The 26,909-nt window shown below is 72.3% G+C and carries 22 protein-coding genes and 3 pseudogenes; 18 read left to right on the top strand and 7 right to left on the bottom strand.

Going from position 1 to position 26,909, the window contains the following annotated elements:
* Window positions 1-209 precede the first annotated feature (209 nt).
* Entirely contained in the window at window positions 210-1,418 is a 1,209-nt protein-coding gene (locus ACIQHQ_RS20820; RefSeq protein WP_402613368.1) for a transglycosylase family protein, read from the top strand.
* Between the two features lie 753 nt (window positions 1,419-2,171).
* On the opposite strand, the pseudogene ACIQHQ_RS20815 reads toward ACIQHQ_RS20820, so the two are convergent.
* Window positions 2,172-2,997: pseudogene (locus ACIQHQ_RS20815) on the bottom strand (DMT family transporter); the annotation flags it as partial.
* Window positions 2,998-3,207: 210 nt separating this feature from the next.
* On the opposite strand from ACIQHQ_RS20815, the gene ACIQHQ_RS20810 reads away from it, so the two are divergent.
* The 8 genes and pseudogenes from ACIQHQ_RS20810 (at window position 3,208) to ACIQHQ_RS20775 (ending at window position 11,440) form a co-directional block, all read left to right on the top strand.
* The gene (locus ACIQHQ_RS20810) at window positions 3,208-3,963 is read left to right on the top strand and encodes a (2Fe-2S)-binding protein (RefSeq protein ID WP_402613367.1); all 756 of its coding nucleotides are present in this window, start codon (window positions 3,208-3,210) and stop codon (window positions 3,961-3,963) included.
* Window positions 3,964-4,002: 39 nt separating this feature from the next.
* On the top strand, window positions 4,003-5,154 hold the full coding sequence (glgA, locus tag ACIQHQ_RS20805; RefSeq protein WP_402613366.1) for a glycogen synthase: 1,152 nt from the start codon (window positions 4,003-4,005) through the stop codon (window positions 5,152-5,154).
* Window positions 5,155-5,205: 51 nt separating this feature from the next.
* A complete protein-coding gene (glgC, locus tag ACIQHQ_RS20800) occupies window positions 5,206-6,426 on the top strand; it encodes a glucose-1-phosphate adenylyltransferase (protein ID WP_402613365.1) in 1,221 nt (406 codons plus the stop codon).
* A gap of 15 nt (window positions 6,427-6,441) precedes the next feature.
* A pseudogene (locus tag ACIQHQ_RS20795) lies at window positions 6,442-6,957 on the top strand (glycoside hydrolase family 2); the annotation flags it as partial.
* A gap of 165 nt (window positions 6,958-7,122) precedes the next feature.
* Window positions 7,123-8,466, top strand: coding sequence for a wax ester/triacylglycerol synthase family O-acyltransferase (locus ACIQHQ_RS20790; protein ID WP_402613364.1), 1,344 nt, complete (start codon window positions 7,123-7,125; stop codon window positions 8,464-8,466).
* 104 nt (window positions 8,467-8,570) lie between these two features.
* Window positions 8,571-10,073 (top strand): SDR family NAD(P)-dependent oxidoreductase, encoded by a 1,503-nt coding sequence (locus ACIQHQ_RS20785; protein WP_402613363.1) that lies wholly within the window; start codon window positions 8,571-8,573, stop codon window positions 10,071-10,073.
* A gap of 657 nt (window positions 10,074-10,730) precedes the next feature.
* A complete protein-coding gene (locus tag ACIQHQ_RS20780) occupies window positions 10,731-10,904 on the top strand; it encodes a hypothetical protein (RefSeq protein ID WP_102913158.1) in 174 nt (57 codons plus the stop codon).
* A 53-nt stretch (window positions 10,905-10,957) separates the two neighbouring features.
* Window positions 10,958-11,440, top strand: coding sequence for a GNAT family N-acetyltransferase (locus ACIQHQ_RS20775; RefSeq protein ID WP_402613362.1), 483 nt, complete (start codon window positions 10,958-10,960; stop codon window positions 11,438-11,440).
* Window positions 11,441-11,812: 372 nt separating this feature from the next.
* On the opposite strand, the gene ACIQHQ_RS20770 is transcribed toward ACIQHQ_RS20775, so the two are convergent.
* The 5 genes and pseudogenes from ACIQHQ_RS20770 to ACIQHQ_RS20750 form a co-directional block, all read right to left on the bottom strand.
* Window positions 11,813-12,232: a VOC family protein gene (locus tag ACIQHQ_RS20770; RefSeq protein WP_402613361.1), complete on the bottom strand. Its 420-nt coding sequence runs from the start codon at window positions 12,230-12,232 to the stop codon at window positions 11,813-11,815.
* Between the two features lie 206 nt (window positions 12,233-12,438).
* Window positions 12,439-13,782 (bottom strand): amidase, encoded by a 1,344-nt coding sequence (locus ACIQHQ_RS20765; protein WP_402613360.1) that lies wholly within the window; start codon window positions 13,780-13,782, stop codon window positions 12,439-12,441.
* Between the two features lie 142 nt (window positions 13,783-13,924).
* The gene (locus ACIQHQ_RS20760) at window positions 13,925-14,956 is read right to left on the bottom strand and encodes an alpha/beta hydrolase family protein (protein WP_402613359.1); all 1,032 of its coding nucleotides are present in this window, start codon (window positions 14,954-14,956) and stop codon (window positions 13,925-13,927) included.
* Between the two features lie 207 nt (window positions 14,957-15,163).
* Window positions 15,164-15,280 (bottom strand): annotated as a pseudogene (locus tag ACIQHQ_RS20755) (LacI family transcriptional regulator); the annotation flags it as partial.
* A 148-nt stretch (window positions 15,281-15,428) separates the two neighbouring features.
* Window positions 15,429-16,133, bottom strand: coding sequence for a FadR/GntR family transcriptional regulator (locus ACIQHQ_RS20750; protein WP_402613358.1), 705 nt, complete (start codon window positions 16,131-16,133; stop codon window positions 15,429-15,431).
* A gap of 167 nt (window positions 16,134-16,300) precedes the next feature.
* Between ACIQHQ_RS20750 and ACIQHQ_RS20745 the strand changes: the two genes are divergently transcribed.
* The 8 genes from ACIQHQ_RS20745 to ACIQHQ_RS20710 are packed head-to-tail and all read left to right on the top strand — an operon-like array spanning window position 16,301 to window position 24,148.
* Window positions 16,301-17,374: a sugar ABC transporter substrate-binding protein gene (locus ACIQHQ_RS20745; RefSeq protein WP_402613357.1), complete on the top strand. Its 1,074-nt coding sequence runs from the start codon at window positions 16,301-16,303 to the stop codon at window positions 17,372-17,374.
* The gene (locus ACIQHQ_RS20740; RefSeq protein ID WP_402613356.1) at window positions 17,371-18,861 is read left to right on the top strand and encodes a sugar ABC transporter ATP-binding protein; all 1,491 of its coding nucleotides are present in this window, start codon (window positions 17,371-17,373) and stop codon (window positions 18,859-18,861) included. The genes ACIQHQ_RS20745 and ACIQHQ_RS20740 overlap by 4 nt, the downstream gene beginning before the upstream one ends.
* Window positions 18,854-19,879 (top strand): ABC transporter permease, encoded by a 1,026-nt coding sequence (locus ACIQHQ_RS20735; RefSeq protein ID WP_402613355.1) that lies wholly within the window; start codon window positions 18,854-18,856, stop codon window positions 19,877-19,879. The genes ACIQHQ_RS20740 and ACIQHQ_RS20735 overlap by 8 nt, the downstream gene beginning before the upstream one ends.
* A gap of 37 nt (window positions 19,880-19,916) precedes the next feature.
* Complete coding sequence (locus ACIQHQ_RS20730; protein ID WP_402613354.1) at window positions 19,917-21,260, top strand: L-fuconate dehydratase; 1,344 nt, start codon at window positions 19,917-19,919, stop codon at window positions 21,258-21,260.
* Window positions 21,257-22,012 (top strand): SDR family NAD(P)-dependent oxidoreductase, encoded by a 756-nt coding sequence (locus ACIQHQ_RS20725; RefSeq protein WP_402613353.1) that lies wholly within the window; start codon window positions 21,257-21,259, stop codon window positions 22,010-22,012. The genes ACIQHQ_RS20730 and ACIQHQ_RS20725 overlap by 4 nt, the downstream gene beginning before the upstream one ends.
* Window positions 22,009-23,001 carry an aldo/keto reductase gene (locus tag ACIQHQ_RS20720; protein WP_402613352.1) on the top strand — a complete coding sequence of 331 codons (993 nt, stop codon included), beginning with the start codon at window positions 22,009-22,011 and terminating at the stop codon, window positions 22,999-23,001. The genes ACIQHQ_RS20725 and ACIQHQ_RS20720 overlap by 4 nt, the downstream gene beginning before the upstream one ends.
* Window positions 23,001-23,318, top strand: coding sequence for an L-rhamnose mutarotase (locus ACIQHQ_RS20715; protein WP_402613351.1), 318 nt, complete (start codon window positions 23,001-23,003; stop codon window positions 23,316-23,318). Before ACIQHQ_RS20720 ends, ACIQHQ_RS20715 begins: the two co-directional genes overlap by 1 nt.
* Window positions 23,315-24,148 (top strand): amidohydrolase family protein, encoded by an 834-nt coding sequence (locus ACIQHQ_RS20710; protein ID WP_402613350.1) that lies wholly within the window; start codon window positions 23,315-23,317, stop codon window positions 24,146-24,148. The genes ACIQHQ_RS20715 and ACIQHQ_RS20710 overlap by 4 nt, the downstream gene beginning before the upstream one ends.
* On the opposite strand, the gene ACIQHQ_RS20705 is transcribed toward ACIQHQ_RS20710, so the two are convergent.
* Window positions 24,136-25,557 carry a lipase maturation factor family protein gene (locus ACIQHQ_RS20705; RefSeq protein WP_402613349.1) on the bottom strand — a complete coding sequence of 474 codons (1,422 nt, stop codon included), beginning with the start codon at window positions 25,555-25,557 and terminating at the stop codon, window positions 24,136-24,138. The genes ACIQHQ_RS20710 and ACIQHQ_RS20705 overlap by 13 nt on opposite strands.
* 144 nt (window positions 25,558-25,701) lie before the next feature.
* Here ACIQHQ_RS20705 and ACIQHQ_RS20700 point away from each other — a divergent pair, with 144 nt between their 5' ends.
* A complete protein-coding gene (locus ACIQHQ_RS20700; RefSeq protein ID WP_402613348.1) occupies window positions 25,702-26,838 on the top strand; it encodes a DUF6777 domain-containing protein in 1,137 nt (378 codons plus the stop codon).
* Window positions 26,839-26,909: the final 71 nt, after the last annotated feature.

Genomic DNA, 26,909 nt, shown 5'->3' with positions numbered 1-26,909 from the left:
CCCCGTCGCACTCAGCCGATGTACGCGTCCCCGCGCACGGCGCACCCGCGCACCGCGTGCCGTACACGGTGCACCGCCGAGGCGCACGTCGCACAACAGGTGCCTCATACCGGCCATTTGGACTCCCGGGCGGCTGATAGCCGTCTTGTTCTGGCCGGTTCGCAGCGCTTACTTTTGCCCCTCCAGACGCATGCCCAGGGGGGCTTTCGATGGCCGTACGGGGCCGGCACCGCCGGTATCAGCCGAACAGGATCAACCGCGCCTCACTCACCGTCACGGCGGGCGGCGCGGGCATGGCGCTGCCGTTCATGGGCACCGGCGCCGCCCAGGCGGCGGACGTGGACACCTGGAACAAGGTCGCCGCCTGCGAGTCCACCAGCAACTGGAACATCAACACCGGCAACGGCTTCTACGGCGGGCTCCAGTTCACCCAGTCCACCTGGGAGGCCTACGGCGGTCGGGCCTACGCGGCCCGCGCGGACCTGGCCAGCAAGGACCAGCAGATCGCCGTCGCGGAGAAGGTGCTCGACGGGCAGGGCCCGGGCGCCTGGCCGGTCTGCTCGGTACGGGCCGGACTGACCCGGGGCGGCGGCGAGCCCGACATCCGGCCGGCCGCCGAGCGCACCAAGCAGAAGGACGCCGAGAAGACCTCGTTGGAGGACGTAAGGCCGCAGTCCACGCCGCAGTCCCGGGCGGGCAACGCCGAGATGTACATCGTGGTGCGCGGCGACACGCTCTCCGGCATCGCGGACGACCAGGACGTACGGGGCGGCTGGCGGGGCCTGTACGCGGCCAACCGGTCGGCCATCGGCTCCGACCCCGACCTGATCGTGCCCGGCCAGCGCCTCGCGCTGCGCGGCGAGGGCGCCACCAAGACGCGTCCCGCGCACGGGCCGGCGCCGTCGGCCAAGCCCTCGCAGAAGAAGCCGGCCCAGGACCGCGCCAAGGAGCGGCCCAAGGAACGGTCGAAGGACGAGAACAGGGAGCGCGCCGACCGGTCCACGGCCACCCGGCAGGGACTCGTCGCCCCCGTCAGCGCCTCACTCGGGACGCCCTACCGCAAGGCGGGTTCCTCCTGGTCGAAGGGTTACCACACCGGCGTCGACTTCCCCGTCCCCACGGGCACGACCGTCAAGTCGGTCGCGGCGGGCAACGTCGTCAGCGCGGGGTGGGGCGGCTCCTACGGCTACCAGGTCGTCATCCGGCACGGCGACGGCCGCTACAGCCAGTACGCCCACCTGTCCGCGATCTCCGTGCGGAACGGGCAGTCGGTGAGCGCCGGCCAGCGCATCGGCCGCTCCGGCTCCACCGGCAACAGCTCGGGCCCGCATCTGCACTTCGAGGTGCGGACCGGGCCCGGGTTCGGCTCGGACGTCGACCCGGTGGCGTACCTCCGGGCGGGCGGCGTCAGGATCTGACACGTACGCGGTGCCGGTCGACCATGGGCAGCGGCACGTACGGGATGCCGTGGAAGGGCACGTAGGAGAGCGGGCGCTCGTCGTCGAAGACCGACATCGACGGCTCCCCGCTCTCGTACGAGCCGTCCGCCCCGGACGCCGCCACCACCGCTGCCCCTGCCCCGGGCACCGCTGCGGCTGCTGTGTCCGGTACCGGTATCAGCGCCTCTGCCGGTGTGTCCGGCCGGGGCACGAGCATCGCGGGCTCCGCGTCCGGCCCGGGGACGAGCATCGCCGCTGCTGTGTCCGGTACCGGTATCAGCGCCTCTGCCGGTGTGTCCGGCCGGGGCACGAGCATCGCCGCTGCTGTGTCCGGTACCGCCACCAGCGTCGCCGTCGGCCCGGCTTCAAGCCCAGTCGCCCCCGGCCCCGGCACGAGCACCGCTGGTGTCCCCGGCCCCGGCACGAGCACGGCCGTGACCGTCCCCCTCTCCGGCCCCGGCGCGAGCACGGCCGTGACCGTCCCCCTCTCCGGCCCCGGCACGAGCACGGCCGTGACCGTCCCCCTCTCCGGCCCCGGCGCGAGCACGTCCTCCACGAGCGATCGCCGGCCGGCGGGCATGGCCTCGGCTCCGGCGGTCACCGGCTCGGGCAGACCGCCCACGTTCTCGGGTGCCTGGCCCACCGCTGCGGGCAGCTCTTCGAAACCACCGCCCACGGCCTCTGACGCACGCCCCGCCGCCGGCAGGGCATCCGCGGTCGACGGCTGCCCGTGCGCAAGCCGCTCCGTCGTCAGCAGGATCAGGCCACCCGCCGCCACCACACCACAACTCAACGCGAGCGCCGTGCCCGTCGTGCCGTAGCGGAAGGTTTCTCCGAACATCGTGATGCCGACCGCGGACGCCACCACCGGGTTCACGACCGTCAGCGTGGCCAGCGGGGCCGCGAGGCCGGCGCCCCGGTAGGAGGCCTGCGAGAGCAGCATGCCGGCCGTGGCCAGGACACCGATCACGGCGAGGGACGGCACGTCCGCCGCCGACACACCGCCGGTCCAGTCGACCGCGACGGTCTTGGTGAACACCGAGGACATGCCGAACGCGATCCCGGAGGCGGTCGCCAGCAGCATGCTGCGCACCGCCGGGTGCCGGTGCGCCGTCCGCGCGGCGATCATCAGCGCCACGACCACGCCCGCGGTGACGAGGGAGACGGCCACCCGCTGCGCCGCGCTCAGCGACCGCGCGTCGGACGCGGCGACCAGGGACAGCAGACCGGCGAGCCCCACCGTCGCCATGATCGCGCCCCGCCACGCCGTGGCACCGGCCTTGCGGCCGACGAACAGCGCCGCCATGGGCAGGGCCACCACGATGGTCAGCGCGCCCAGCGGCTGCACCAGGCTCAGCGGACCGTAGGCCAGCGCCACCACGTGCAGCAGCCCACCGAGGCCGTTCAACCCGACCGCCGCCCACCAGCCCGGCCGGTGCAGCGGCGCGTACTGCTCGCCCGGCGAGGACTCCGCCACCCGCTCCTGCACGATCGCCCCGCCCGCGTAGGCGAACGCGGAGACGAGGGAGAGCAGGACGGACAACGCGAGGGCGCTCATCGGCTGCTCCTCTGCGTCAGGCGGGGGCGCTCGGCCCGGCGCGGCGAAAGGTGGGCTTTCATGACCAACACCCTGCCGTGTCCAGGTCTTCCCGTCGTCGTCCCTGAGCACTCATTGGGTCCTACTGCCGATGGAGTACGAGGGGAGCCCCGTCATCCCCAGGGTGGGCGCCTCCGGTCGGGGGCCACCGGGTCCCATCCCTTAGGGGACTTGGTACTACTGCTCTTCGTGGACCTCGACCCGGACCTCGCCGCGCTCCGCCCGCTCGCCGGCTTCTTCGTGCTGCGCACGGAAGGAGCACCGGCCGGGTCCCTTCCCACTCTCGCACAGGCCTATGCCACAGCGTCACCGGACGTGTCAGTAAATCCCCTGATTTTTCGCGTGCGGAAGGTCGCGACCGCCCTGCGCGTTCCCGAGTCGCGGGTGGCCGCGTCGGTGACGCACCAGGGCCTCGCGGCGCGGCTCTGGTCGGTCGCCCTCGGCTGCGCCGCGCTGTACGGCGGCGTCCCCGACCTCGACGCCCGGCTGCTGCACTGGGACGCCGACGGCAGTGCCCCCGACGACCTGTGGCTCTCCGGCGTGCGGCCCCTGCCCGGCAACGCGTCGACCGTCGCGGACGTCGTCCTGCACGGCCACCTCGTACCGCTGGCGACGGCCCTGCGCGCCCACCACCGTCTCGCGCCGGGTCTGCTGCGGGGCAACGCCGCCTCCGCGCTGGCCGGCGCCGCCCGGGAACTCGATCGCTGGGCCCGGCGGCACGGCCGCACGGACGTCGCCGTCCGGGCCCGCTCCCTGACCGCGGAACTCCTCGCGCACCCCCTGCTGGCCGGCGCCGGAACCCTGACCGGATCCGCCTTCCGCCGCCGCAGCTGCTGCCTGTACTACCGGGTGCCCGGCGGGGGCGTCTGCGGTGACTGTTGCTTCACACGGCCGCCTCGCTCTTCCCCACGCGCCCCTTCTGGGTGACCATGAAAGGGAACGGCCGCTGAGAGCAGGGAGTTGCGGGTGCGCGTCGGACTGCTGACCCGGGAGTACCCGCCGGATGTGTACGGCGGTGCGGGCGTCCATGTGGAGTTCCTCGCCCGTGAGCTCAGACCGCTCGTCGACCTGGACGTGCACTGCTGGGGCGAGGGCCGCGCCGACGGTGTGCGTCGCCACCGGCCCTGGTCCGCGCTCGACGGCGCCAACGACGCGCTGCGCACCTTCTCCGTCGACCTCGCCATGGCCGCGGCCCTCGAGGGCCGCGAGCTGGTCCACTCCCACACCTGGTACGCCAACCTCGGCGGTCACCTCGCCAAGATGCTCTACGGCATCCCGCACGTGATGACCGCGCACTCCCTGGAGCCCCTGCGCCCCTGGAAGGCCGAGCAGCTCGGCGGCGGCTACGAGCTGTCCAGCTGGGCGGAGCGCACCGCGATCGAGGCTGCCGACGCGGTGATCGCCGTGTCCGCCGCCATGCGCGAGGACATCCTGGGCTGCTACCCGGCGCTGGACCCGGAGCGGGTCCACATCGTGCACAACGGCATCGACACCGGCCTGTACCGGCCCGACCACGGCACGGCCGCCCTGGACCGCATCGGCCTGGACCGCTCCCGCCCGTACGTGCTGTTCGTCGGCCGGATCACCCGCCAGAAGGGCGTGCCCCACCTGCTGCGCGCGGTGCGCGACATCGACCCTGCCGCGCAGGTCGTGCTGTGCGCGGGCGCTCCGGACACACCGGAGATCGACCAGGAGTTCCGCGAGCTCTTCGGGCAGCTGAGCGAGGTCCGCGACGGCGTGTTCTGGATCCCGAAGATGCTGCCGCGCCCGGAGGTGATCCAGCTCCTCACCCATGCGGCCCTGTTCGTCTGCCCTTCGGTGTACGAGCCGCTCGGCATCGTGAACCTGGAGGCGATGGCCTGCGGCACGCCCGTGGTGGCCTCGGCGGTCGGGGGTATCCCCGAGGTCGTGGACGACGGCACCACCGGCCTGCTCGTGGCGCCCGGCGACGACTTCGAGGCGGGCCTCGCCCGAGCCATGGACACCGTCCTGGGTGATCCGGAGGCCGCCCGGCGGATGGGCGAGGCCGGGCGGGAGCGCGCGGTCGGCGAGTTCGGCTGGGATGCGGTGGCCCGCCGCACGGTCCGGCTCTACGAGGAGATCGTCAAACAGGCTTAGTGGGTACTGCTCAGGGGCAGGCATCGGGAAATCGGCGTGAGGGGAGCGGCCATGCGAGGTGGTGGTCCTTCGGTCCTGGGGATCGTGCTGGCGGGCGGTGAGGGCAAACGGCTGATGCCCCTGACCGCGGACCGTGCCAAACCGGCGGTGACCTTCGGCGGCACGTACCGCCTGGTCGACTTCGTCCTGTCCAACCTCGTCAACGCCGATGTCCTGCGCATCTGCGTCCTGACGCAGTACAAGTCGCACTCGCTGGACCGGCACATCACGATGACCTGGCGGATGTCCAACCTGCTGGGCAACTACGTCACGCCCGTGCCCGCCCAGCAGCGCCTCGGCCCGCGCTGGTACCTGGGCAGCGCCGACGCGATCCTGCAGTCGCTGAACCTGATCTACGACGAGCGCCCCGAGTACGTCGCCGTCTTCGGCGCCGACCACGTCTACCGCATGGACCCGCGCCAGATGCTCGCCCAGCACATCGAGAGCGGCGCCGGCGTGACGGTCGCGGGGATCCGGGTGCCGCGCACCGAGTCCTCGTCCTTCGGAGTGATCACGCCGGGCTCGGACGGGCAGACGGTGGAGCGCTTCCTGGAGAAACCGTCGGCCCCGCCCGGTCTGGCGGACGATCCCAACTGCGTGTTCGCCTCCATGGGCAACTACATCTTCACCACCAAGGCTCTCATCGAGGCGCTCAAGCGGGACGCGGAGGACGAGTCCTCCGTGCACGACATGGGCGGCTCGATCCTTCCCCAGCTCACCGAACGGGGTGAGGCCGCGCTGTACGACTTCAGCGCCAACCACGTGCCCGGCGAGACCACCCGCGACCAGGGCTACTGGCGGGACGTCGGGACGCTGGACGCCTACTACGAGGCCCATATGGACCTCATCGCCGAGCGGCCCGCCTTCAACCTGTACAACCGCAGCTGGCCGATCTACACGCACTCGTACCAGCTCTCGCCGGCCCGCTTCAACGCGGGCGGCATCGCCAGCGAGTCCATCATCAGCGCCGGCTGCCTGGTGCGCGGGCAGGTCACCCGGTCCGTGCTGTCGCCCGGTGTGGTGGTCGACCCGGGCGCCGTGGTGCAGGGCTCGGTGCTGCATGACAACGTCCACATCGGGCGGGGCGCGGTGGTGCGCGGTGCCGTGCTCGACAAGAACGTCGAGGTGCCGCCGGGCGCGACCATCGGCGTCAACCCGGAGCGGGACACGGAGCTGTACACGGTGTCCAAGGGCGGGGTCATCGCCCTCGGGAAGGGGCAGTTGGTCACCTGACGCGGGGCGGCCCGGATCGACGAGCACATCAGCGGCCCGTCGGTCGTCATGTGGGTGACCTCCGACGAGGCTGGGGCCAGTACGACGTGGGCCCGGTCGCCGGGCAGGCCAAGGCCTGGGACCCTACCCGGCTGGTCAACGGCCGGTCCGGGACCTCGGTGCCGACGGCGGCACCGGCGACCTCATGGACGAGCACGGCTGTCCGAGCCCCGCCCTGCCGCCCCACCCCGACGGCGAGCGCGCCGTGGGCAGCGGCGAGTACGGCGGCTGGGCCTCGCGCCCCGGCCACGCCGGGTCGGTGCGGCAGTCCTGTGCCGACGTCGACCCGGCGACCCGCACCGAGGACGACCTGACGAAGCCGAACGAGGTCCGGGCGCCGGCCTGCGAGGGCGGCAACAAATTGAGGGCGAGCTGAACGGCTTCCTCACGTACGACCGGGCGGTGCTGAAGCCCCACAGGGCCAAGCTGAAGGCCGCACACCGGACGCTGATTTGTGACGCCTCCCGGGTGACTCTCACCGGGTGCCCGGCGGCGCGAGCTGTGCTGAACTGGCCCCACATGCACCATAAGTCCCGCCCCTTTCGCCGGGGCGGGACTTCATCTGCTGTTAACTGTACGTAGCGCGATCATGCTTGACCGTAATCGGCTAGGGGCGGTTGACTGCTGGCCCACCCGTCGTCCATGCGAGGCAAGCCCTTGACTGCTGACCTGCTCGCCCCCCTCGACCTGGCGTTCTGGAACATCGAGTCCGCGGAACACCCGATGCACCTCGGTGCGCTCGGGATCTTCTCGGCTCACTCACCCGCCGCGGGCGCCCATGCGGCGGATCTGCTCGCGGCCCGGGCCGCCGGTGTCCCCGGGCTGCGGATGCGTATCCGCGACGTGTGGCAGCCGCTGCCCTCCGCCCTGCGCAGGCCGCTCGCCTTCGGCGGTGCCGCCCGCGAGGCGGACCGGTACTTCGACCCTCTGAACCATGTGCGGCTGCACGCCCCGACCGCCGACTTCCACGCGGTCGCGGGCCGGCTCATGGAGCGTCCGCTGGAGCGCGGCAGGCCGCCCTGGGAGGCCCATGTGCTGCCGGGCGAGGACGGCGTCTGCTTCGCGGTGCTGTTCAAGTTCCACCACGCCCTGGCCGACGGGCTGCGGGCGCTGACGCTCGCCGCGGGCGTCATGGACCCGATGGACATGCCCGCGCCCCGGCCCCGCCCCGCCGAACCCCCGCGTCCCCTGCTTCCCGACGTGCGCGACCTGCCCGGGATGATGCGCGGTGCCCTGTCCGACCTGGGCCGAGCCCTGGACATCGGCGCGTCCGTCGCCCGCTCCTGCCTCGACGTGCGCTCCACCCCCGCGCTGACCTGCGAGCCGAGCGGTACCCGCCGCACCGCCGGAGTGGTCCTCGACCTCGACGACGTGCACCGGGTCCGCAAGACCGTCGGCGGCACCGTCAACGACGTGCTCATCGCGGTCGTCGCGGGCGCTCTGCGCCGCTGGCTCGACGAGCGCGGCGACGGCAGCGAGCACGTCGCGCCCCGCGCCCTGATCCCCGTCTCCAAGCGCCGCCCCCGCACCGCCTACCCGCAGGGCAACCGGCTCTCCGGGTACCTGATACGGCTTCCGGTCGACGACCCGGACCCGCTGGCACGCCTCGCCTCGGTCCGGGACGCCATGGATCGCAACAAGGATGCCGGCCCCAACCGGGGCGCGGGCGCTGTCGCCCTGCTCGCCGACCACGTCCCCGCCCTGGCCCACCGGCTCGGCGGCCCCCTGGTCGGCCAGGCGGCCCGGCTCTGGTTCGACATCCTGGTGACCAGCGTGCCCCTGCCCAGCCTGGGCCTGAAGCTCGGCGGCCACCCGCTCACGGCCGTCTTCCCCTTCGCCCCGCTGGCCGCCGGCCACTCCCTGGCGGTCGCCGTCTCCACCTACCGGGGGAGTGTCCACTACGGCCTCGTCGCCGACGGTGAGGCGGTCCCTGACCTCGATCTGTTCGCCACGGCCGTCTCGAAGGAGGTGGCCACGCTGATCAAGGTCTGCCGGTCGTGATCAAGGCGAGTTTGGCGGTGCGGCCCGACGCTCCGTAAAATTCGCCGTTCGAAAGCGGGCGCGACCGGCGCGCCGCGACGGCAGAGCAGGGAACGACAGCGGCGATGACGGTGACAGAGGACGGCCCGCAGGCCATGGACGAGACCGGCGGGCTCTCGTACGGACCCGGCATCGATCCGGAGCGGCTGGCCGTCTGCCTCGGCGTGCTCGAGGAACTCGACAAGCTGGAGGTCGACCACCCGGACGCGATCGCGGTGCGCCGGGCCACGGCCGGCATCTACCGCACGGTCAAGCAGCGCCGCCGCCAGGAGCGCCGGGCGGCCAAGACCGCCCACGACAAGGCGGTCACGGAGGCCACCGCGACCGGCTCCGCCCAGCGCATCGACGACGAGACCGAGGGCCTGCTGCCGTCGTCGAACACCGAGGAGGGCAGGATCGCGGGGATACTCCAGCGCCCGCGCTCCTGCTACACCTGCAAGTCCCGGTACGTGGAAGTCGACTACTTCTACCACCAGCTCTGTCCCGACTGCGCCCGCGTGAACCGCGAGAAGCGCGACGTCCGGGCCGACCTCGCCGGCAAGCGCGCCCTGCTCACCGGCGGCCGTGCCAAGATCGGCATGTACATCGCGCTGAGGCTGCTGCGCGACGGCGCGCACACCACGATCACCACGCGTTTCCCGAAGGACGCCATTCGCCGCTTCAAGGCCATGGACGACTCCGCGGACTGGATGCACCGCCTGGAGGTCGTCGGCATCGACCTGCGCGACCCGGCGCAGGCCGTGGCCCTCGCCGACCAGGTCGCCGAGGCGGGTCCGCTGGACATCCTCGTCAACAACGCGACGCAGACCGTGCGCCGCCTGCCCTCCGCCTACGCCGCGCTGGTCGAGGGCGAGAGCGCACCGTTGCCCGCCGGTGAGCTGCCCGCCCACCACGTCATCGGCGCCTTCAACTCCGGAGCCGTCGACGGCATCGCCGCGCTGCCCCTCGGGACCAGCGGCCTGGACGCCCAGCAGGTCGCCGACCTGGCCCTGGTCGCGGGCAACGCCAGTGTCGAGCGGCACCTCGACGGCACGGCGATCGACGCGGGCGGGCTCGTGCCCGACGTGGTCGACTCCAACACCTGGGTGCAGACGATCGAGCAGATCTCGCCCGTGGAGCTGCTGGAGACCCAGCTGTGCAACTACACGGCGCCGTTCATCTTGATCAGCAAGCTGCGGCCGGCCATGGCCGAGGCCGCGAAGAAGGCGGCGAGCGGACGCGCGTACGTGGTGAACGTCTCGGCGATGGAGGGCGTCTTCGGGCGTGGCTACAAGGGGGCGGGCCACCCCAACACGAACGCCGCCAAGGCCGCGATGAACATGGTCACGCGCACCAGCGCCCAGGAGATGTTCCAGACCGACGGCATCCTGATGACATCGGTCGACACGGGCTGGATCACCGACGAGCGGCCGCACTACGACAAGCTGCGTCTCGCCGAGGCGGGGTTCCACGCGCCGCTCGACCTGGTCGACGGCGCGGCCCGGGTCTACGACCCGATCGTGCGGGGCGAGGCGGGGGAGGACCTGTACGGGGTCTTCATGAAGGACTACGCGCCCGGGAAGTGGTAGTCGCGCTCGCCTTGTGACGACCCGTCAGTCGATGCCTCGGAGGCGGGCGTTGAGGGCGCGAGCCATTCCAGGGCCCGGTCCTCGCAAGGCCCGGGGCGCCGGAACCGGCCGTGCGGTCCTCCTGGGATGCCTGGCGCGGGCGAGGAGGGCGTCGTCGGCCGGCGGGTGGGTGTGGTCCCGGGCGCACCCGGGGCCCGGCAGACGCACAGCTGCGAGGCGGCCGTTGCCCGTGTGGCAGCGGAGCAGGGCGACGGGCTCGCGACTCGGCCGACGGCACTCGAACCGTGCGACGGCTGGAAAACGCCGTCGCCGACATACGCCGTTCGAGTGATTCGTAAAACGCCCTTCTGGCTGCAAACCCGTACGGAAACGCCAGTTGAACGACAGGTGACGCGCGATTGTTACCGGCTGTTTCCAGCCCCATCGAGCGGGGCCCCGCTCATCTGGTTAGTCTGATGCGGACGGACAGCACCACGGGGTCCTACCCACACCCATGGTCCGTCGTGGGACCAGCCGGTTCACCACGGCCTGCTCTCCCGTGAGTCGACCGGCGCCACCGCGTCCGAACTGCATTTGGCATACAGGCCCGAGCGGGCGTCAGGCGCAGCAGGACCGGCGCGTACGTCCCGAGGGTGACCGACACATAAGGAGTGCGCGGTGACACCGGAGAAGACGAATCGCGATCAGCGCCCCAAGGAACGCGGCGAGCGCGCCGGCCGACGGGTCGACGAGCTCGGCAGCCTCGACGTGTGGGCCCGTTCGGCCCCGATCCGCCTGGCGGGCTACGAGGAAGACCTCGCGGAGCCCCACATCCTGCCCAGCGTCGACTGACGCGGGCAGACCCCAGCGCGATCACAGCGCATGGGCGTGCCAGACTCACGGCCATGCTGATCAGAGAAGCGACAGCTGACGACTGGCCTCGCATCTGGCCGTTCTGGCACCGCATCGTCGCCGCGGGCGAGACCTACGCCTGGGACCCGGGTACCTCCGAGGAGGAGGCCCGGGTCCTGTGGATGAACCCGGCGAAACGCGTCTACGTCGTCGAGGACGACAGCGGCGTCCTCGTCGCCTCCGCCTACCTCACCCCCAACTACGGCGGCCCCGCGGCCCGTATCGCCAACGCCGGCTTCATGGTCGACCCCGACCAGTGCGGCCGCGGCTACGGCCGGGCCCTCGCCGAACACCTCCTGGCCGAGGCCGGGGCCGCGGGTTACCGGGGCATGGTGTTCAACGCCGTCGTCGAGACCAACCCGGCCGTGAGACTGTGGACCTCCCTCGGCTTCACCATCCTCGGCACCGTGCCCGACGCGTTCGACCACCCCCGGCACGGCAGGGTGGGGCTGCACATCATGCACCGGGCGTTGTAGAGCACCGAAGGAGACCCGCGACCGGTCTTCGCACACGGTCCCTGGACGCGGACTCCTGGCCGGATTTCGCCGCTCTGGTCGAGCGGCACCAGGGCGCGGGTCGGCTGCCGGTGCAGGGCCTTCCACCCGAGGGCTTTGAGCCGCGACAGGTCCCGGAGCAGAACCGCTTCGCGAAGGAGCGGCGCGTCCGCGAGGGTGGCGCCCATGCCGCCCTCGTCCACGACGGGCAGAACCGCGTCGGGTGGTGCGGGTTCGGGCCGCCCTCCCTCCGAACCTGCCCCGCATCACGCACCAGCACCAGGGCTTCGAACGGAGCCGCCGCCTCGGCAAGCACCACCGGGTGATGACCCGGAAGGTCCCGTTGGGAGGCGGTCAGGGCCGGGCGTACGGGCGGGTCATGATCTCCATGTTGTGGCCGTCCGGGTCGTCGAAGTAGGCGCCACGGCCACCGAAGAGGTCGTTGACCCGGCCGGGCCGGGTGTGGTTCGGGTCGGCGTAGTAGGTGACGCCGAGCGCCTCCAGACGGTCGATCATGCCGTCGAACTGTTCCTCGGGCACGAGGAACGCGTAGTGCTGCGGCTGGATCGGCTCGCCGGTCATCTCGTAGTAGTCGAGGGTCACGCCGTTGCCCAGGTCGACGGGGAGGAACGGGCCGAAGGGGGCTCCCACCCGCAGCCCCAGGACGGCCGCGAGGAACTCCGCGGACAGCCGGCGGTCGGAGGCGTAGACGGCGGTGTGGTTCAGGTGGGCGATCGAGGTCGGCAGTTCGGAGGTGTGCTGGGTGCGGGACATGCGTGGATTCGTCTCCGGTCTCGGTGTCCGTGGTGAAGCGCCGCTGAGGGGCGCGGGGATGAAGACACGGAGACGAGAGGCGGGGCGCGTGCCCTCTCCGGCTCTCGGGCGGGCCCGGGCGGGGTCACCCCCGCCGCGCTCACGCCGAGGCCGGGCGCCTCACTCGTGCATGGCCTACGGCCGACCCGGCAGTCACCCGGCCGACCTTAGTTCATCGGCGCCGTACGCTGCCACGGGTTTCGTTCCTGCAACTGCGCGGCCAGATCCAGGAGCCGGGACTCCGTGCCGGGGCGGCCCACCAGTTGCACGGCGCACGGGGCACCGGACGGGAGCGTCCCGCAGGGCACGGACATGGCGGGCCAGCCGGTCAGGTTCCACGGAGGCGTCAAGGGGGAGTGGTTCGTGTTCGCCAGTACATTGCTCAGCCAGCCCCGCTCGTGCCAGGGCCCGGCCTTCGGGGAGCGGCGGGCGAGCGCGGGCGTGAGCAGCACGTCGTGCTCGGCGAAGAACGGCTCCAGCCGTCGGATCAGCCGCTCCCGGCTCGCCCCGGAGCTCACGGTGCGCAGGAAGGGCCGGCCGAGCCGGGCGTGGACGCGGGTGCGTCGCGTCAGGAGCCGGGGGTCGAGGGGCTTGGCGTCCGCGGCGGTGCCCGCCGTCCAGTGGGCCAGGGCGGTCGTGGCGAGGGACATCGGGTAGGGCGGATCGGCGCGCCGGACCTGGTGGCCCGCCCTCATCAGCAGCCCGGCCGCGTCCCGGGCGGCCGCCGCGTAGGGGCGGCTGATGGTGACGCCGGCCAGCGGACTGCGCAGCGACACCGCGACCCTGAGGACACCGGGACCGGGCCCGGGGCCGGGCTCGACGCCGGCGAGGACGGAGAACATCAGGCGGGCGTCCTCGACGGTCGTGGCCAGCGGCCCGTTCTCCGACATGCCGAACCAGGTGCTGTCCCCGTCGCCGGTCGGGACCACTCCCCGCCCCGGCTTGATGGTGACCAGACCGCAGTTGGCGGCCGGTATGCGCAGGGAGCCCATACCGTCGTTGCCGAGGGCGATCGGCACCATCCCGGCGGCGACGGCGGCCGCGCTGCCGCCCGACGAACCGCCCGCCGAGCGCGACGGGTCCCAGGGGTTGCGGGCGATGCCCAGCACACCGTCCGTGGTGCCGAAGACGCACAGTTCGGGCACGTTCGTCAGCCCCACGACCACCGCGCCGGCCGCCCGCAGCCGGGCCACCGTCACATGGTCCCGCGCGGCCGGTGTGTCCGGTGTGGCGGCCGAGCCGACGCGCCGGGACTCGCCGCGCACGGCCAGGTTGTCCTTGACGGCCACGGGCACCCCCGCCAGCGGCAGTTCGTCCACGTCGCCGCGCGCCGCCACCTCGTCGGCCTCGACCAGGGCCGCTTCGGCGCGCACCGCGCGAAAGGCCCCCACCCGGCCGTCGAGCCGCTCGATCCGGGCGAGGTGCTCGGCGACGACCTCGCGTGGCGTCACCCGCTTCTCGCGGACGGCGGCGGCTATCTCGGTGGCGGTGCGGCCGGCCCAGGTGGTCACTAGAGCTCCTCGGGATGCGGAAGGACGGGCTTACTGGCGAGTACGTACGGAGAACTGTGCACCCGGTGAGGACCGTGCGTCGAGATCACCGGCGATGCCGGTACAGGGACGATGCGTGGGGAGGGGCCCTGCTGCGGCCGGCTCAGCGCAGATGCCGCTCGAGGAAGGCCTCGGTGACGTCCATCGAGGCCGCCCACTTCGGCCCGAACGTGTGCCCCTCGCCGGGGACGGCACGGAGCTCGACGTCCTTGCCCGCCTTCTCGAAGGCGGCGGCGGCCTCCCGCGACCAGGCCGGCGGGCAGGTGTCGTCGGCGGTGCCGTGCTGGATCAGCAGGGGCTCGGTCACGCGGTCGGCGTAGCTGAGGGGCGTGACACCCCGCCAGAAGGCCGGGTTCTGCTCGGGCGTGCCGTGACGGTCCTCGATCTCGGCCACGACGGGGTCGCCGTCGGACCGCTGGAAGTGGTCGATGTTCTCCTCCGGTCGTGCGCTGACCGGGGCGTACGCGACGGCCGCATCGAACAGGCCCGGCGCCACGACCAGCGTGTTGTACACCACCCCGCCGCCCATGGACCGGCCGAACAGGCCGATGCGGTCGCCGTCGATCTCGGGACGCCCGGAGTCGCGCAGGGCCAGGGCGGCGCCGATGACGTCCTCGGTGTAGCCGAGGCGCAGATTCACGTCGTTGTCCGGGTCCTTGTCGGAGCGGGCGTGGTTGCGGTAGTCGGTGTGCAGGACGGCATAGCCGCTGCGGGCCAGGCGGTCCTGCTCGCGGGGCATGCCCTGGCCACTGACGTACACGTCGGGGTCGATGTAGCCGTGCGCCAGCACCAGCGCCGGGAAGGGGCCCTCGCCCTCGGGGATGTTCATGATCCCCGAGACGGTCAGGCCGTTGGCCTCGTAGGTGACGGCGTGACGGGTGTAGGCGGAGGTGCGGTCGAGCACCGCGCCGAGGCGCAGTCCGGAGCCGGTGTGCTCGCGCCGCATCAGGGCCGGGAGGGACACGGGGTCGACCGGGGTGGGAGCGGGGGTGGGTGTGGTGCGGGGACTCTCTCCGGTGGCGCGGGCCGGTGCCGGCCAGGCCTGTGGCGCGTCGTCGTCCCCACCGCCGGTGCAGCCCATCGCGACGGCCAGCAGCAGTCCGGCGGCCGCGTGGGCGGTGCCCCGAAGCCGCATACGGTCCAGTGTGACCCCGTCGGCCACCGGAGACCAGGTCCGGTCTACGCCGAGTCCCGCGCCGCTCCCGTGCTCTTCGCGCCCCATCAGCCCCGGCACCCGCACCGTGTGGGCCGGGCCGCCCACCGGCGGGGCGGTCGGTCCCCGTGCCACCGTGCGGCCGAACCCCACGCTGTCCTGGGACAGACGGCCCAGCGCCTACCGGCGGTCCGCCACCGCCGCCATCGCACCCGCGTCGTCCGCCCACACCGGCGAAGGACCCGGGTGCCGTTCGTCCGGCTCGCCGCCGATCACCACGGCGGGCAGGCCGAGTTCGTCGAGAAGTACGACGAGGAACAGCTCATGGCGCTGGTGACCCTGATCGCTTTCATGAGCACCGCGAACCGGCTGAACGTCCTACTCGAACAGCCGGCGGGCGGCTACCGGCCCGCTCCGTTCACGTAGCGGGGGGGTGCCGGGCCCTGGGCCTGACCTAGGGCTCGAGCTGCGCCCGCAGCCAGTGCTCCACCTCGCCCACGTGCGCGGCCGCCGCTGCCCGGGCCGCCTCCGGGTCGTGGGCGGCCAGGGCCCGGTGGATCGCGGCGTGCTCGCGGCGGGTGCGGGCGAAGGCGCCCTCCTCCTGGTAGCCGCGCCAGACGCGGGCGCGGAACGTCCGCGACGACAGGCCCTCCAGGATCGCGGCCATCGTCTCGTTGCCCGCGGCCACCGCGATCTCCCGGTGGAAGGCCAGATCGTGGGCGAGGATCTCCTCGGGATCGTCCGTGGCGTTCATCGCCGCCAGGTGCTTCTCCACCTCGGCCAGCTGGTCCGCGGTGATCCGCGCGGCGGCCAGCGCCGTCGCCGTCGACTCCAGGATGCGCCGGATCTCCAGCAGCTCCACCAGTTGCGGGCCGCGCGACAGGTCCGCCACGACACCGAAGGTCTCCAGCAGATCGCCGGCCTCCAGCTGGGTGACGTAGATGCCCGAGCCGTGCCGGGCCTCCAGCACACCCAGGACCGTGAGCGCGCGGATCGCCTCCCGCATCGAGCTGCGGGACATGCCGAGCTGGGCGGCCAGATCGCGCTCGGTCGGCAACCGCTGGCCCGGTTCCAGCCGGCCCTCGCCGATCATCGCTTTGATCCGCTCGATGGCGCGCTGCGTCACGGTGCCCTTCTGCGGCGCTGTCTCGTCGTCCACGCCATTCCTCCGATCACCGCGCTCCGCCGCAGTCTAACCAGCCAAGTGGTCGGACCACTATGGGCCGAAGGTGGGTAAACATGTCGTCGAAGGGTGTTCTGTCGAGGGAGTGGTCTGATAAGTATGCGGGCATCTGCTGGAACACCGGTCGATGGGAGCACCCCGAGATGCCCGGAGGCACAGTGTGGAAACGGAACACGTCACGGATCCTCGCCGCGGTCGCCGCGGCCGCCGGAATCTCCCTGATGCTCGCCGCCTGCGGCAGCACCAAGGACACCGGCGCCTCAGGGGCCGCAGGCGGTGACGGCACCGGCAAGGTCGGGGTGGTGCTGCCCCTGCTGACCTCACCGTTCTGGCAGGCGTACAACGACTACGTGCCGAAGATGGCGAAGTCCGAGGGTGTGGACGCGATGAAGACCGTCAACTCCAACAGCGACCCCTCGCAGCAGATCACCGACATCAACAACCAGCTCAACCAGGGCGTCGAAGGTCTGGTCGTCGCCCCGTTGGACAGCGCCGCCATCGAGGCGGGACTCGACCAGGCCGAGCGCAAGGGCGTGCCGGTCGTCGCCGTGGACGTCGCGCCCGACAAGGGCAAGGTCGCCATGGTGGTCCGGGCGAACAACACGGCGTACGGGGAGAAGGCCTGCCAGTACCTCGGCGAGCACATCACCTCCGGCAAGGTCGTGCAGATCATGGGCGACCTGGCCTCGGTCAACGGCCGCGACCGCTCCGAGGCGTTCCGCGCCTGCGTGAAGAAGAACTTCCCGAAGCTGAAGGTCCTGGAGATCCCCGCCAAGTGGGAGTCCGACACGGCGGCCTCCAAACTCGACACCCTCCTGAACGCCAATCCCGACATCAAGGGCATCTACCTGCAGGCGGGCGGCGTCTATCTCGCCCCGACGCTCCAGACCCTCAAGTCCAAGGGCATGCTGAAGAAGGCCGGGCAGCGGGGCCACATCGCCATCGTCTCCAACGACGGCATCCCGCAGGAGTTCGACGCGATCCGCAAGGGCGAGATCGACGCGACCGTCTCACAGCCCGCCGACGCCTACGCCAAGTACGGCATGTACTACATCAAGGCGGCGATGCAGGGGAAGACGTTCAAGCCGGGCCCGACGGACCACGACTCGACCATCGTCGAGCTGCCCAGCGGCATCCTGGAGGACCAGCTGCCCGCGCCGCTGGTCACCAAGGACAACGTCGACGACCCCGAGCTGTGGGGCAACACGGTCGGATGAGCAGCCCACTCGCCGAGGCCCGGGACATCGTCAAGCGCTACGGCCCCACCACCGCCCTCGCCGACGGACGGCTCACCGTCCTGCCCGGCGCGTCACACGCCCTCGTCGGCCGCAACGGCGCCGGCAAGTCCACCCTGGTCCGCATCCTCACCGGCCTGCAGGCCCCCGACGAGGGCACCGTCCGCTTCGACGGCGAACCCGCGCCCCCGCTCACCGACCGGGAGGCCTGGCGCCGCAAGGTTGCCTGCGTCTACCAGCACCCGACGGTCGTCCCCGAACTGACCGTCGCGGAGAACCTGTTCATCAACCGCCAGCCGCTGCGCCGGGGCCTCATCAGCTGGCGTCGCCTGAAGTCCGAGGCGGCCGGGCTCCTCGACACCTGGGACGTGCGCGTGGACCCCGGGGCCCGCACCGCCGACCTCAAGGTCGAGGACCGGCAGATGGTGGAGATCGCCCGGGCGCTGAGCTTCGGCGCCCGCTTCATCGTCCTCGACGAACCCACCGCCCAGCTCGACAACCGGGAGATCGAACGCCTCTTCACCCGCATGCGGGCGCTCCAGGACCAAGGCGTCACCTTCCTGTTCATCTCGCACCACCTCCAGGAGGTGTACGAGGTCTGCCAGACCGTCACGGTGCTGCGCGACGCCCGCTGGATCACCACCGCACCGGTCGCCGACCTCCCGCGCCACGCGCTGGTGGAGGCCATGGCGGGGGAGACCATCGCCGAACGGGCCGGGCGGCAGCAGGCCGTCGAGGCCGCGGGCACCGTCCTCCTCGACGTCCGGGGGCTCGGCTCGTCGGCGTACGAGAACGTCGACCTCACCGTCCGGCGCGGGGAGGTCGTCGGACTCGCCGGGTCCAGCGCCAGCGGCAAGATCGAGCTGGCCGAGACGTTCACGGGACTGCACACACCCACCACCGGAACGGCCCGGCTGGACGGAGCGCCGCTGCCGTTCGGCGATGTCGGCAGAGCCCTCCGAGCCGGAGTCGGCTTCGTGCCCCGCGACCGGCACGAGCAGGGCCTGGTCTTCGGCATGTCCATCGGCGACAACGCCACCCTCAGCGTTCTGCAGCGGCTCGGCCGCTTCGGCTTCGTCGGCACCGACCGCAAGCGCGGCGTCGCGACCGAGCTGATCGAGCGGCTCGACATCCACGCCGAGGGCCCCGAGCAGCCGGTCTCGGACCTGTCCGGCGGCAACGCGCAGAAGGTCGTCATGGCCCGGGCCCTCGCCTCCGACCCCCGCCTCCTGGTCCTCGTCAACCCGACCGCGGGCGTCGACGTGAAGTCCAAGGAGTCCCTGCTCGCCCGCGTCGACAGCGCCCGCGAGGACGGCACCGCCGTGCTCGTCGTCTCCGACGAACTCGACGACCTCAGGCGCTGCGACCGGGTCCTCGTCCTCTTCCACGGCCGTGTCGTCGCCGAGCACCCGGCGGGCTGGCGCGACCACGAGCTCATCGCCTCCATCGAAGGAGTGGACCATGGCTGACACCAAGGCCGCGCCGGTGACGCCGGTGAGCGGGACGGGCACCGGCTCGGCGAGGACCGTGCTGCTGCGCCGGGCCCGCGAACTCGCCCTCGTGCCCGCCCTGTTGCTGCTCATGGTGCTCGGCGCGCTCGTCAACGACTCCTTCCTCACCGAGCGCAACCTCATCTCGATCCTGGGTGCCTCCGCGGCCCTCGCGATGGTCGTGCTCGCCGAGTCGCTCGTCCTGATCACCGGCAAGTTCGACCTGTCCCTGGAATCGGTCGTCGGCATCGCGCCCGCCGTCGGAGCGCTGCTCGTCCTGCCCGCCGCCCAGTCCGGCTGGGGCACGGAGTTCCCCGCCGCCCTGGCGCTGGCGGCGGTCCTGGTCGCCGGAGCGGCCGTCGGTGCCCTCAACGGCGTCCTGGTCGTGAAGTTCAAGCTCAACGCGTTCATCGTGACGCTGGCGATGCTGATCGTGCTACGCGGTCTGCTGGTCGGCGCGACCAAGGGCAAGACGCTGTTCGGCATGCCCGACGGTTTCCACTCCCTGGCCACCACCACCTTCCTCACCGTGCCGCTGTCGGTGTGGCTCGCCGCGACCGCCTTCGCGGTCGCCGCCCTGGTCCTCAAGTACCACCGGGTCGGACGCGCCCTGTACGCCATCGGCGGCAACGCGGACGCGGCCCGGGCGGCGGGCATCCGCGTGGAGCGCGTCATGCTCGGCGTGTTCGTCGTCGCGGGCGTCCTCGCCGCGGTCGGCGGCATCATGCAGACCGGCTACGTCGGCGCGATCAGCGCCAACCAGGGCCAGAACATGATCTTCACGGTGTTCGCGGCCGCGGTGATCGGCGGCATCGCCCTCGACGGCGGCAAGGGCACCATGTTCGGCGCCCTCACCGGCGTACTCCTTCTGGGTGTCGTGCAGAACCTGCTCACCCTCGCGCAGGTCCCGTCGTTCTGGATCCAGGCCATCTACGGCGGGATCATCCTGGTCGCCCTCATGATCGCCCGGGTCACCACCGGCCGCGCCCAGGACTGACCCGCCCGCCCTCCGTACCCGACGAGAAAGGCCCTCCGTGTCCCCGACGCCCGCCCGCATCACCGCGGTCGACACCCACGACATCCGCTTCCCCACCTCGCGCGAGCTCGACGGCTCCGACGCGATGAACCCGGACCCCGACTACTCGGCGGCCTACGTCGTCCTGCGCACGGACGCGGCCGACGGGCACGAGGGGCACGGATTCGCCTTCACCATCGGGCGGGGCAACGAGGTACAGGTCGCCGCGATCGAGGCGCTGCGCGGACATCTGGTCGGCCGCGACCTGGACGAGCTGTGCGCCGACCCCTCCACCCTGAACCGCGACCTCATCGGCGACAGCCAGCTGCGCTGGCTCGGACCCGAGAAGGGCGTGATGCACATGGCGATCGGCGCCGTCGTCAACGCCGTGTGGGACCTTGCCGCCAAACGCGCCGGCCTGCCGCTGTGGCGGCTGCTCGCCGAGGCCGAGCCCGAGTGGATCGTGCGCCAGGTCGACTTCCGCTACCTCACCGACGCCCTCACCCCCGAGGAGGCCCTGACCCTTTTGCGCCAGGGCCGGCAGGGCGCCGAGGAGCGCACGGCCCGCCTGCTGGAGCGCGGCTATCCCGCCTACACCACCTCGCCCGGCTGGCTCGGCTACGACGACGACAAACTCACCCGGCTCGCGGCCCGGGCCGTCGCCGACGGCTTCCGGCAGATCAAGCTCAAGGTCGGGGCCGACCTCGACGACGACATCCGCCGCTGCCGTGTGGCGCGTTCGGTCATCGGCCCGGACGTCCGCATGGCCGTCGACGCCAACCAGCGCTGGGACGTCGACGAGGCGATCCGCTGGACCAAGGCCCTCGCCGAATTCGACCCGTACTGGATCGAGGAACCCACCAGCCCCGACGACATCCTCGGCCACGCGGCGATCCGCCGGGCCGTCGCGCCCGTGAAGGTCGCCGGCGGCGAACACGTGCAGAACCGGATCGTATTCAAACAGCTCCTCCAGGCCGGTGCGCTCGACGTCGTCCAGATCGACGCGGCCCGCGTCGGCGGCGTCCCCGAGAACCTCGCGATCCTGCTGCTGGCCGCCAAGTTCGGTGTGCCGGTCTGCCCGCACGCCGGGGGCGTCGGCCTGTGCGAGCTCGTCCAGCACCTGTCGATGTTCGACTACGTGGCCCTCACCGGCACCACCGAGAACCGCGTCATCGAATACGTCGACCATCTGCACGACCACTTCCTCGACCCGGTGGTGATCCGCGAAGGTCACTACACGGCACCCACCGCGCCGGGCTTCTCGGCGGCCATGCGGCCCGAGTCGCTGGCGCGGTACGGCTACCCGGCCGGAGAGTTCTGGGCCGCCGACCTCGATGAGACGAAGAAGGAGGAGGTCGCATGAGCGACTTCGAGGGCCTGAAGGCCCTGGTGACGGGCGGCGCCTCCGGTATCGGCCGGGCCACCGCCGAGCTGCTGGCCGAGCGCGGCGCCCGCGTCGCCGTCCTCGACCTCGACCCGACGCCGGTCGGCAAGCCGCTGCTCGGTCACCGCGCGGACGTCACCGACGACGCGTCCGTGCGCGAGGCCGTCGCCGCCGCGGTCGCCGACCTCGACGGCCTCGACATCCTGGTCAACAACGCCGGCATCGGCGCCCAGGGCACCGTCGAGGACAACTCCGACGACGTATGGCACCACGTCTACGACGTCAACGTCGTCGGCATGGTCCGCACCACCCGCGCCTGCCTGCCGCACCTGCGCGCCTCCGCACACGCCGCGATCGTCAACACCTGCTCCGTCGCCGCCACCGCCGGCCTGCCGCAGCGCGCCCTGTACAGCGCCACCAAGGGCGCGGTGTACTCCCTCACCCTCGCCATGGCCGCCGACCACGTCCGCGAGGGCATCCGCGTCAACTGCGTCAACCCGGGCACCGTCGACACCCCGTGGGTCGGGCGACTCCTCGACGCCGCGCCCGACCCGGCCGCCGAGCGCGCCGCTCTGGAAGCCCGCCAGCCCACGGGCCGGCTCGTCTCGGCGGCCGAGGTCGCGGGTGCCGTCGCCTACCTGGCGAGCCCGCTGTCCGGTGCCACCACCGGCACCGCGCTCGCCGTCGACGGCGGCATGCAGGGCCTGCGGCTGCGCCCGGTGGCCCGGTGAACCGGCTCGGCCGCAGCGCCGTCGAAGTCAGCGCCCTGTCCTTCGGCGCCGCCGCCATCGGCAACCTGTACACCGAGGTCGGCGACGAACAGGCGCACGAGGCCGTGGAGGCGGCCTGGCAGCGGGGCATCCGCTACTTCGACACCGCCCCGCACTACGGTCTCGGCCTGTCCGAACGGCGCCTCGGGGCCGCCCTGCGCGACCACCCCCGGGACCGGTACACCGTCTCCACCAAGGTGGGCCGCCGCCTGGAGCCCTCGGACAGCACCGGTGACGACCTGGCGAGCGGCTTCGCCGTGCCCGCGACGCACCGCCGCGTGTGGGACTTCACCGCTGACGGCATCCGCCGCACCCTGGAGGCCAGCCTGGAACGCCTCGGCCTCGACCGGGTCGACGTCGTCTACCTCCACGACCCCGACGACCACGCCGAAGCGGCCTTCCGGGAGGGCTACCCGGCGCTGGAGAAACTCCGCTGTGAAGGCATGGTCGGAGCGATCGGCGCCGGCATGAACCAGGCGGAGATGCTCAGCCGCTTCGTCCACGACACCGACGTGGACGTGGTGCTGTGCGCCGGCCGCTACACCCTGCTCGACCAGAGCGCCCTCACCGATCTGCTGCCCGCGGCCCACGAACGCGGCACGTCCGTCGTCATCGGCGGCGCCTTCAACTCCGGTCTGCTGGCCAGGCCCGAGCCCGGGGCGAGGTACAACTACACCGTCGCCCCCTCCGAACTGGTCGAGCGCGCCCTGCGTCTGAAGTCCGCCGCCGACCGCCACGGAACCACCCTGCGCGCCGCAGCCCTGGCCTTCTGCTCCGCCCACCCGGCCGTGGCGAGCGTCCTGGTCGGAGCCCGCTCGGCCCACGAAGTCCGCGACTGCGCCCACCAGTTCGCCGCCCGGGTGCCCGCCGCCTTCTGGCAGGACCTGCGCGCCAAGGGCCTGCTGCCCGCCGACGCACCCGTCCCCGCCGACGCGCCGAAGGAGCCGTGATGAGAGTCGCCCTGCACACCAAGGTCCGCGCCGACCGCATCGACCAGTACGAGGCGGCCCACCGCGAGGTCCCCGAGGAACTCACCGACGCCATCCGCGCGGCCGGCGCCACCTCCTGGACGATCTGGCGCAGCAACACCGACCTGTTCCATCTCCTGGAGTGCGAGGACTACGCCCGCCTCCTCGCCGAACTGGAGAAGCTGCCGGTCAACGTCGCCTGGCAGGCCCGCATGGCCGAACTGCTGGACGTCGTGCACGACTACTCCGGCGAAGGCGCGGACGCCGGTCTGCCCGTGGTCTGGGAACTGCCGTCATGACCGTGGTCGACGCCCACCACCACGTGTGGGACCTGTCCGTCCGGGACCAGGACTGGATCACTGGCCCTCAACTCGCGCCGCTCCGGCGCGACTTCACCATGGAGCACCTCGAACCGGAGGCGAGGGCCGCCGGAGTGGGCCGCACCGTCCTCGTGCAGACCGTCACCGTGGCCGAGGAGACCCCGGAGTTCCTGGCTCTGGCCGACCGGCACGACCTGATCGCCGGAGTGGTCGGCTGGACCGACCTCACCCGCCCCGACGTCGCCGACGAACTCGCCCGCCTGCGCGCCCTCCCCGGCGGCCGGTACCTCAAGGGCATCCGCCACCAGGTCCAGGGCGAACCCGACCCCGAGTGGCTGCTGCGCCGGGACGTACGCCGCGGACTGGCCGCCGTCGCCGACGCCGGACTCGTCTACGACCTGGTGGTGCTGCCGCATCACCTGCCCGCATGCGTCAGGGCCGCCGGAGACCTGCCCGGCCTCACCTTCGTCCTCGACCACCTCGGCAAACCCCCCATCGCCTCCGGTGCGCTCGAACCCTGGGCGTCCGGCCTGCGGGCCCTCGCCGCCCTGCCGAACACGGTCGCCAAGCTGTCCGGTCTGGTCACCGAGGCCGACCTCGCCGCCTGGACCGTCGAGGATCTGCGCCCCTACGCCGACGTGGCCCTGGAGGCCTTCGGTCCCGAGCGGCTGATGCACGGCTCGGACTGGCCGGTGTCCACCCTCGCGATTCCCTACGACGACACCCCGGACCTCACCCGCCGGCTGACCGACCCGCGCGACCACGCGCAGATCATGGAGACCACGGCCACCCGCGTCTACGACCTCTGAACCGGACCCGCCAGCCGCGTCGGCGGCAGGAACTGCCGCACGTACGTCCGCTCCCAGCACGCGCCCGTCTCCCGCAGCTCGCGCCACGTCGTGTAGCGGTAGCGGAACAGGCGGGCGCGCACGTACCGCGGGGGCTCGTCCGGCGGGAACGGCGAGCGGCGCAACAGCCTCAGGGTGTCCCGGTCGTTTTCCAGCAGCCGCTCCACCAGCGCCCCGAACCAGGGCTCGGCGTAGGCGGGGGACAGGGCCGCGAACCACATCAGCCAGTCGAGCCGCAGATGGTAGGGCGCGAACTGCCGCGGCCAGCGCCGCGGATCGCCCGGCTTGCCCTTGAACTCGTACTCCCGCCAATCCGATTCGGCACGCGGTACGTCGTCCGCCGTGCCCTCCACCACCACCTCGTAGCGGACCCGGCTCACGCTGCCGAACGCCCCGTAGGTGTTGACGAGATGGAGCGGGTCGAAGGAGCGGTTCATGACCTGGCGGCGGGAGAGCATGTTGCGGACCGGCCGGTAGCTGAGGCCGGCCAGCCCGGTGGCGACCGCCGACACCACGACGACGTACCAGAGCGGTGCGCCGGGAACGTCCGGCGGCTCGGCCGGGAACCGCACCGCCGACAGCGCCAGCACGATCGTGATCCAGTTCAGCCAGGAGAAGTTGCCCGACAGCACCAGCCACAGCTGGGTGACGATCATCAGGGAGGCGGCGACCGACGCGACGGGCTGCGGGGTGAACAGGGCGAACGGCACCACGAGCTGGGTGACGTGGTTCGCGGCCACCTCGACGCGGTGCAGCGGCTTCGGCAGATGGTGGAAGAACCAGCTGAGCGGGCCGGGCATCGGCTGCGTCTCGTGATGGTGGTCCAGACAGGTGAGCTTCCGCCAGCACGCGTCGCCGCGCATCTTGATCAGCCCCGCGCCGAACTCCACGCGGAACAGGATCCACCGCAGCAGGAACAGCACCACGACGGGCGGCGCCACCTCGTCGTTGCCGAGGAACACGGCGAGGAAGCCGACCTCCAGCAGCAGCGACTCCCAGCCGAACGAGTACCAGGTCTGCCCGACGTTGACGATCGACAGGTACAGCAGCCACGGCACCAGCCACAGCAGCATGCCGCCCCACAGCGGCAGAGTGGAGTCCACCCCGGCCAGCAGTGCCGCCGACACGGCGCAGCCCGTCCAGGAGCAGGCAGCGAAGAACCGATCCGAGTAGTGCAGCTGGAACAGGCTCGGCGCCCGCTTGAACGGCACCCGCTCGACGAACCGCGGCACCGGCAGCATGCCGCGCCGCCCGATCAGCGCGCGGAACTGAAGGGCCGCCGTCAAGAACGCAACCAGGTAGACGGCGGCCAGCGCCCGCTGGAACACCAGGCGGGTCAGCCAGTAGTCGGATGCGGTGAACCACTCCACGGCCGTGCGGCCCTTCTCTCTGCGCGACTGCCGGACCCGAGCATCACGCTGGGTGTGCGGATGCTCCGGTTGCGTAACTCGAGTGAGCGAAGCAAACAATAGTGACGCAGTGCCCGAAAGGGCCGAGGTGAGCGGGAGGACGAGGTGCGGACACCCACCGGGACCCTCCTCCTGGCCTGCGTGCTCTTCGTGGCGCTCCTCCTCTCGGGCTGCGGCGGCGACACCACCGGACACGGCGACGAGGCGGGCCCCCGGGAAGAACTCCTCCTCCAGCCGGCCGCCGCCCCGGGACCCGACCCCTTCACGGACTCCACGGCCCTCACGGCGGCTACCCCGTCCCCCGCCCCACGAACGCCGAGGGGTACGGACCGGGCGGTGGCCGCCCGCAGCGGCCCGCGCTCCCTCTCCGGCGGAACGCCCGGCCTGTACGCCGGCGCCGAGCGGACGGGCAGCTGTGACATCGGACGGCAGATCGGCCACCTCACCCGCGACCGCGCCAGGGGCCGTGTCTTCGCCCGGGTCGCGGGCGTCCCCTCGGCGTCCGTGCCCGACTACGTGCGCGCGCTGACCCCGGTCGTGCTGCGCGCCGACACCCGCGTCACGGGCCACGGCTTCCGGGCCGGACGTCTCACCCGCCGGCAGTCCGTCCTCCAGGCCGGTACCGCCGTCCTGGTCGACGACCGGGGTGTACCGCGGGTGCGCTGCGCCTGCGGCAACCCGCTCCGCCCGCCGACGGCTCTGCGTGGCACGCCGGTGACGAGGGGCGCCCCCTGGCTCGGCTACCGGCCCGGTGAGGTGATCGTCGTGACGCCCGCCCCGCGGCTCCTCGCGGACTTCACGATCATCGACCTCACCGGGCGGATCTGGATCGAACGCCGTACCGGCCACGACGTCCGCCACGACCGGGCCCTGCCGCCACCGGTCTGGTCGAGGACACGACCGGAGCCGCCGCGGGCGCCGCCTCCACCCGTGCTCCGGCCTCCCGTCCCCCCGGAGCCGGACCCGGGCACCGCATCCCCCCGGGACGCCCCGGCCGACACGAGTCTTCGGGGCACGGATCCGGCCCCGGACACGGCTGCGGACCCGGCCGTGCCGTCGGCCGACGAGACCGCCCCGCCTCCCGAGGGGCCCGCCGACCCGGAGGATCCCGGCGGTCCCGAGGAGGCCGGCCCCGACGCGGTCCCGGACACCCCCGATCCGCCCGACGGAGCCGGGCTGATCCCCGACGACCGGGCCGCCGACGGCATCCCCGGAGGTCCCACGGACGTCTTCACCGACTGAGCGACGGACCGGCGGAGCGGCTCGTAGACTCAGCACATCCAGTCGAAGAATCGGACGAATCCTGGCAAGGT

This window comes from Streptomyces sp. NPDC092370 (genome assembly GCF_044755265.1).
GTDB lineage: Bacteria > Actinomycetota > Actinomycetes > Streptomycetales > Streptomycetaceae > Streptomyces.
This window is presented reverse-complemented; position numbering and strand designations above follow the sequence as displayed.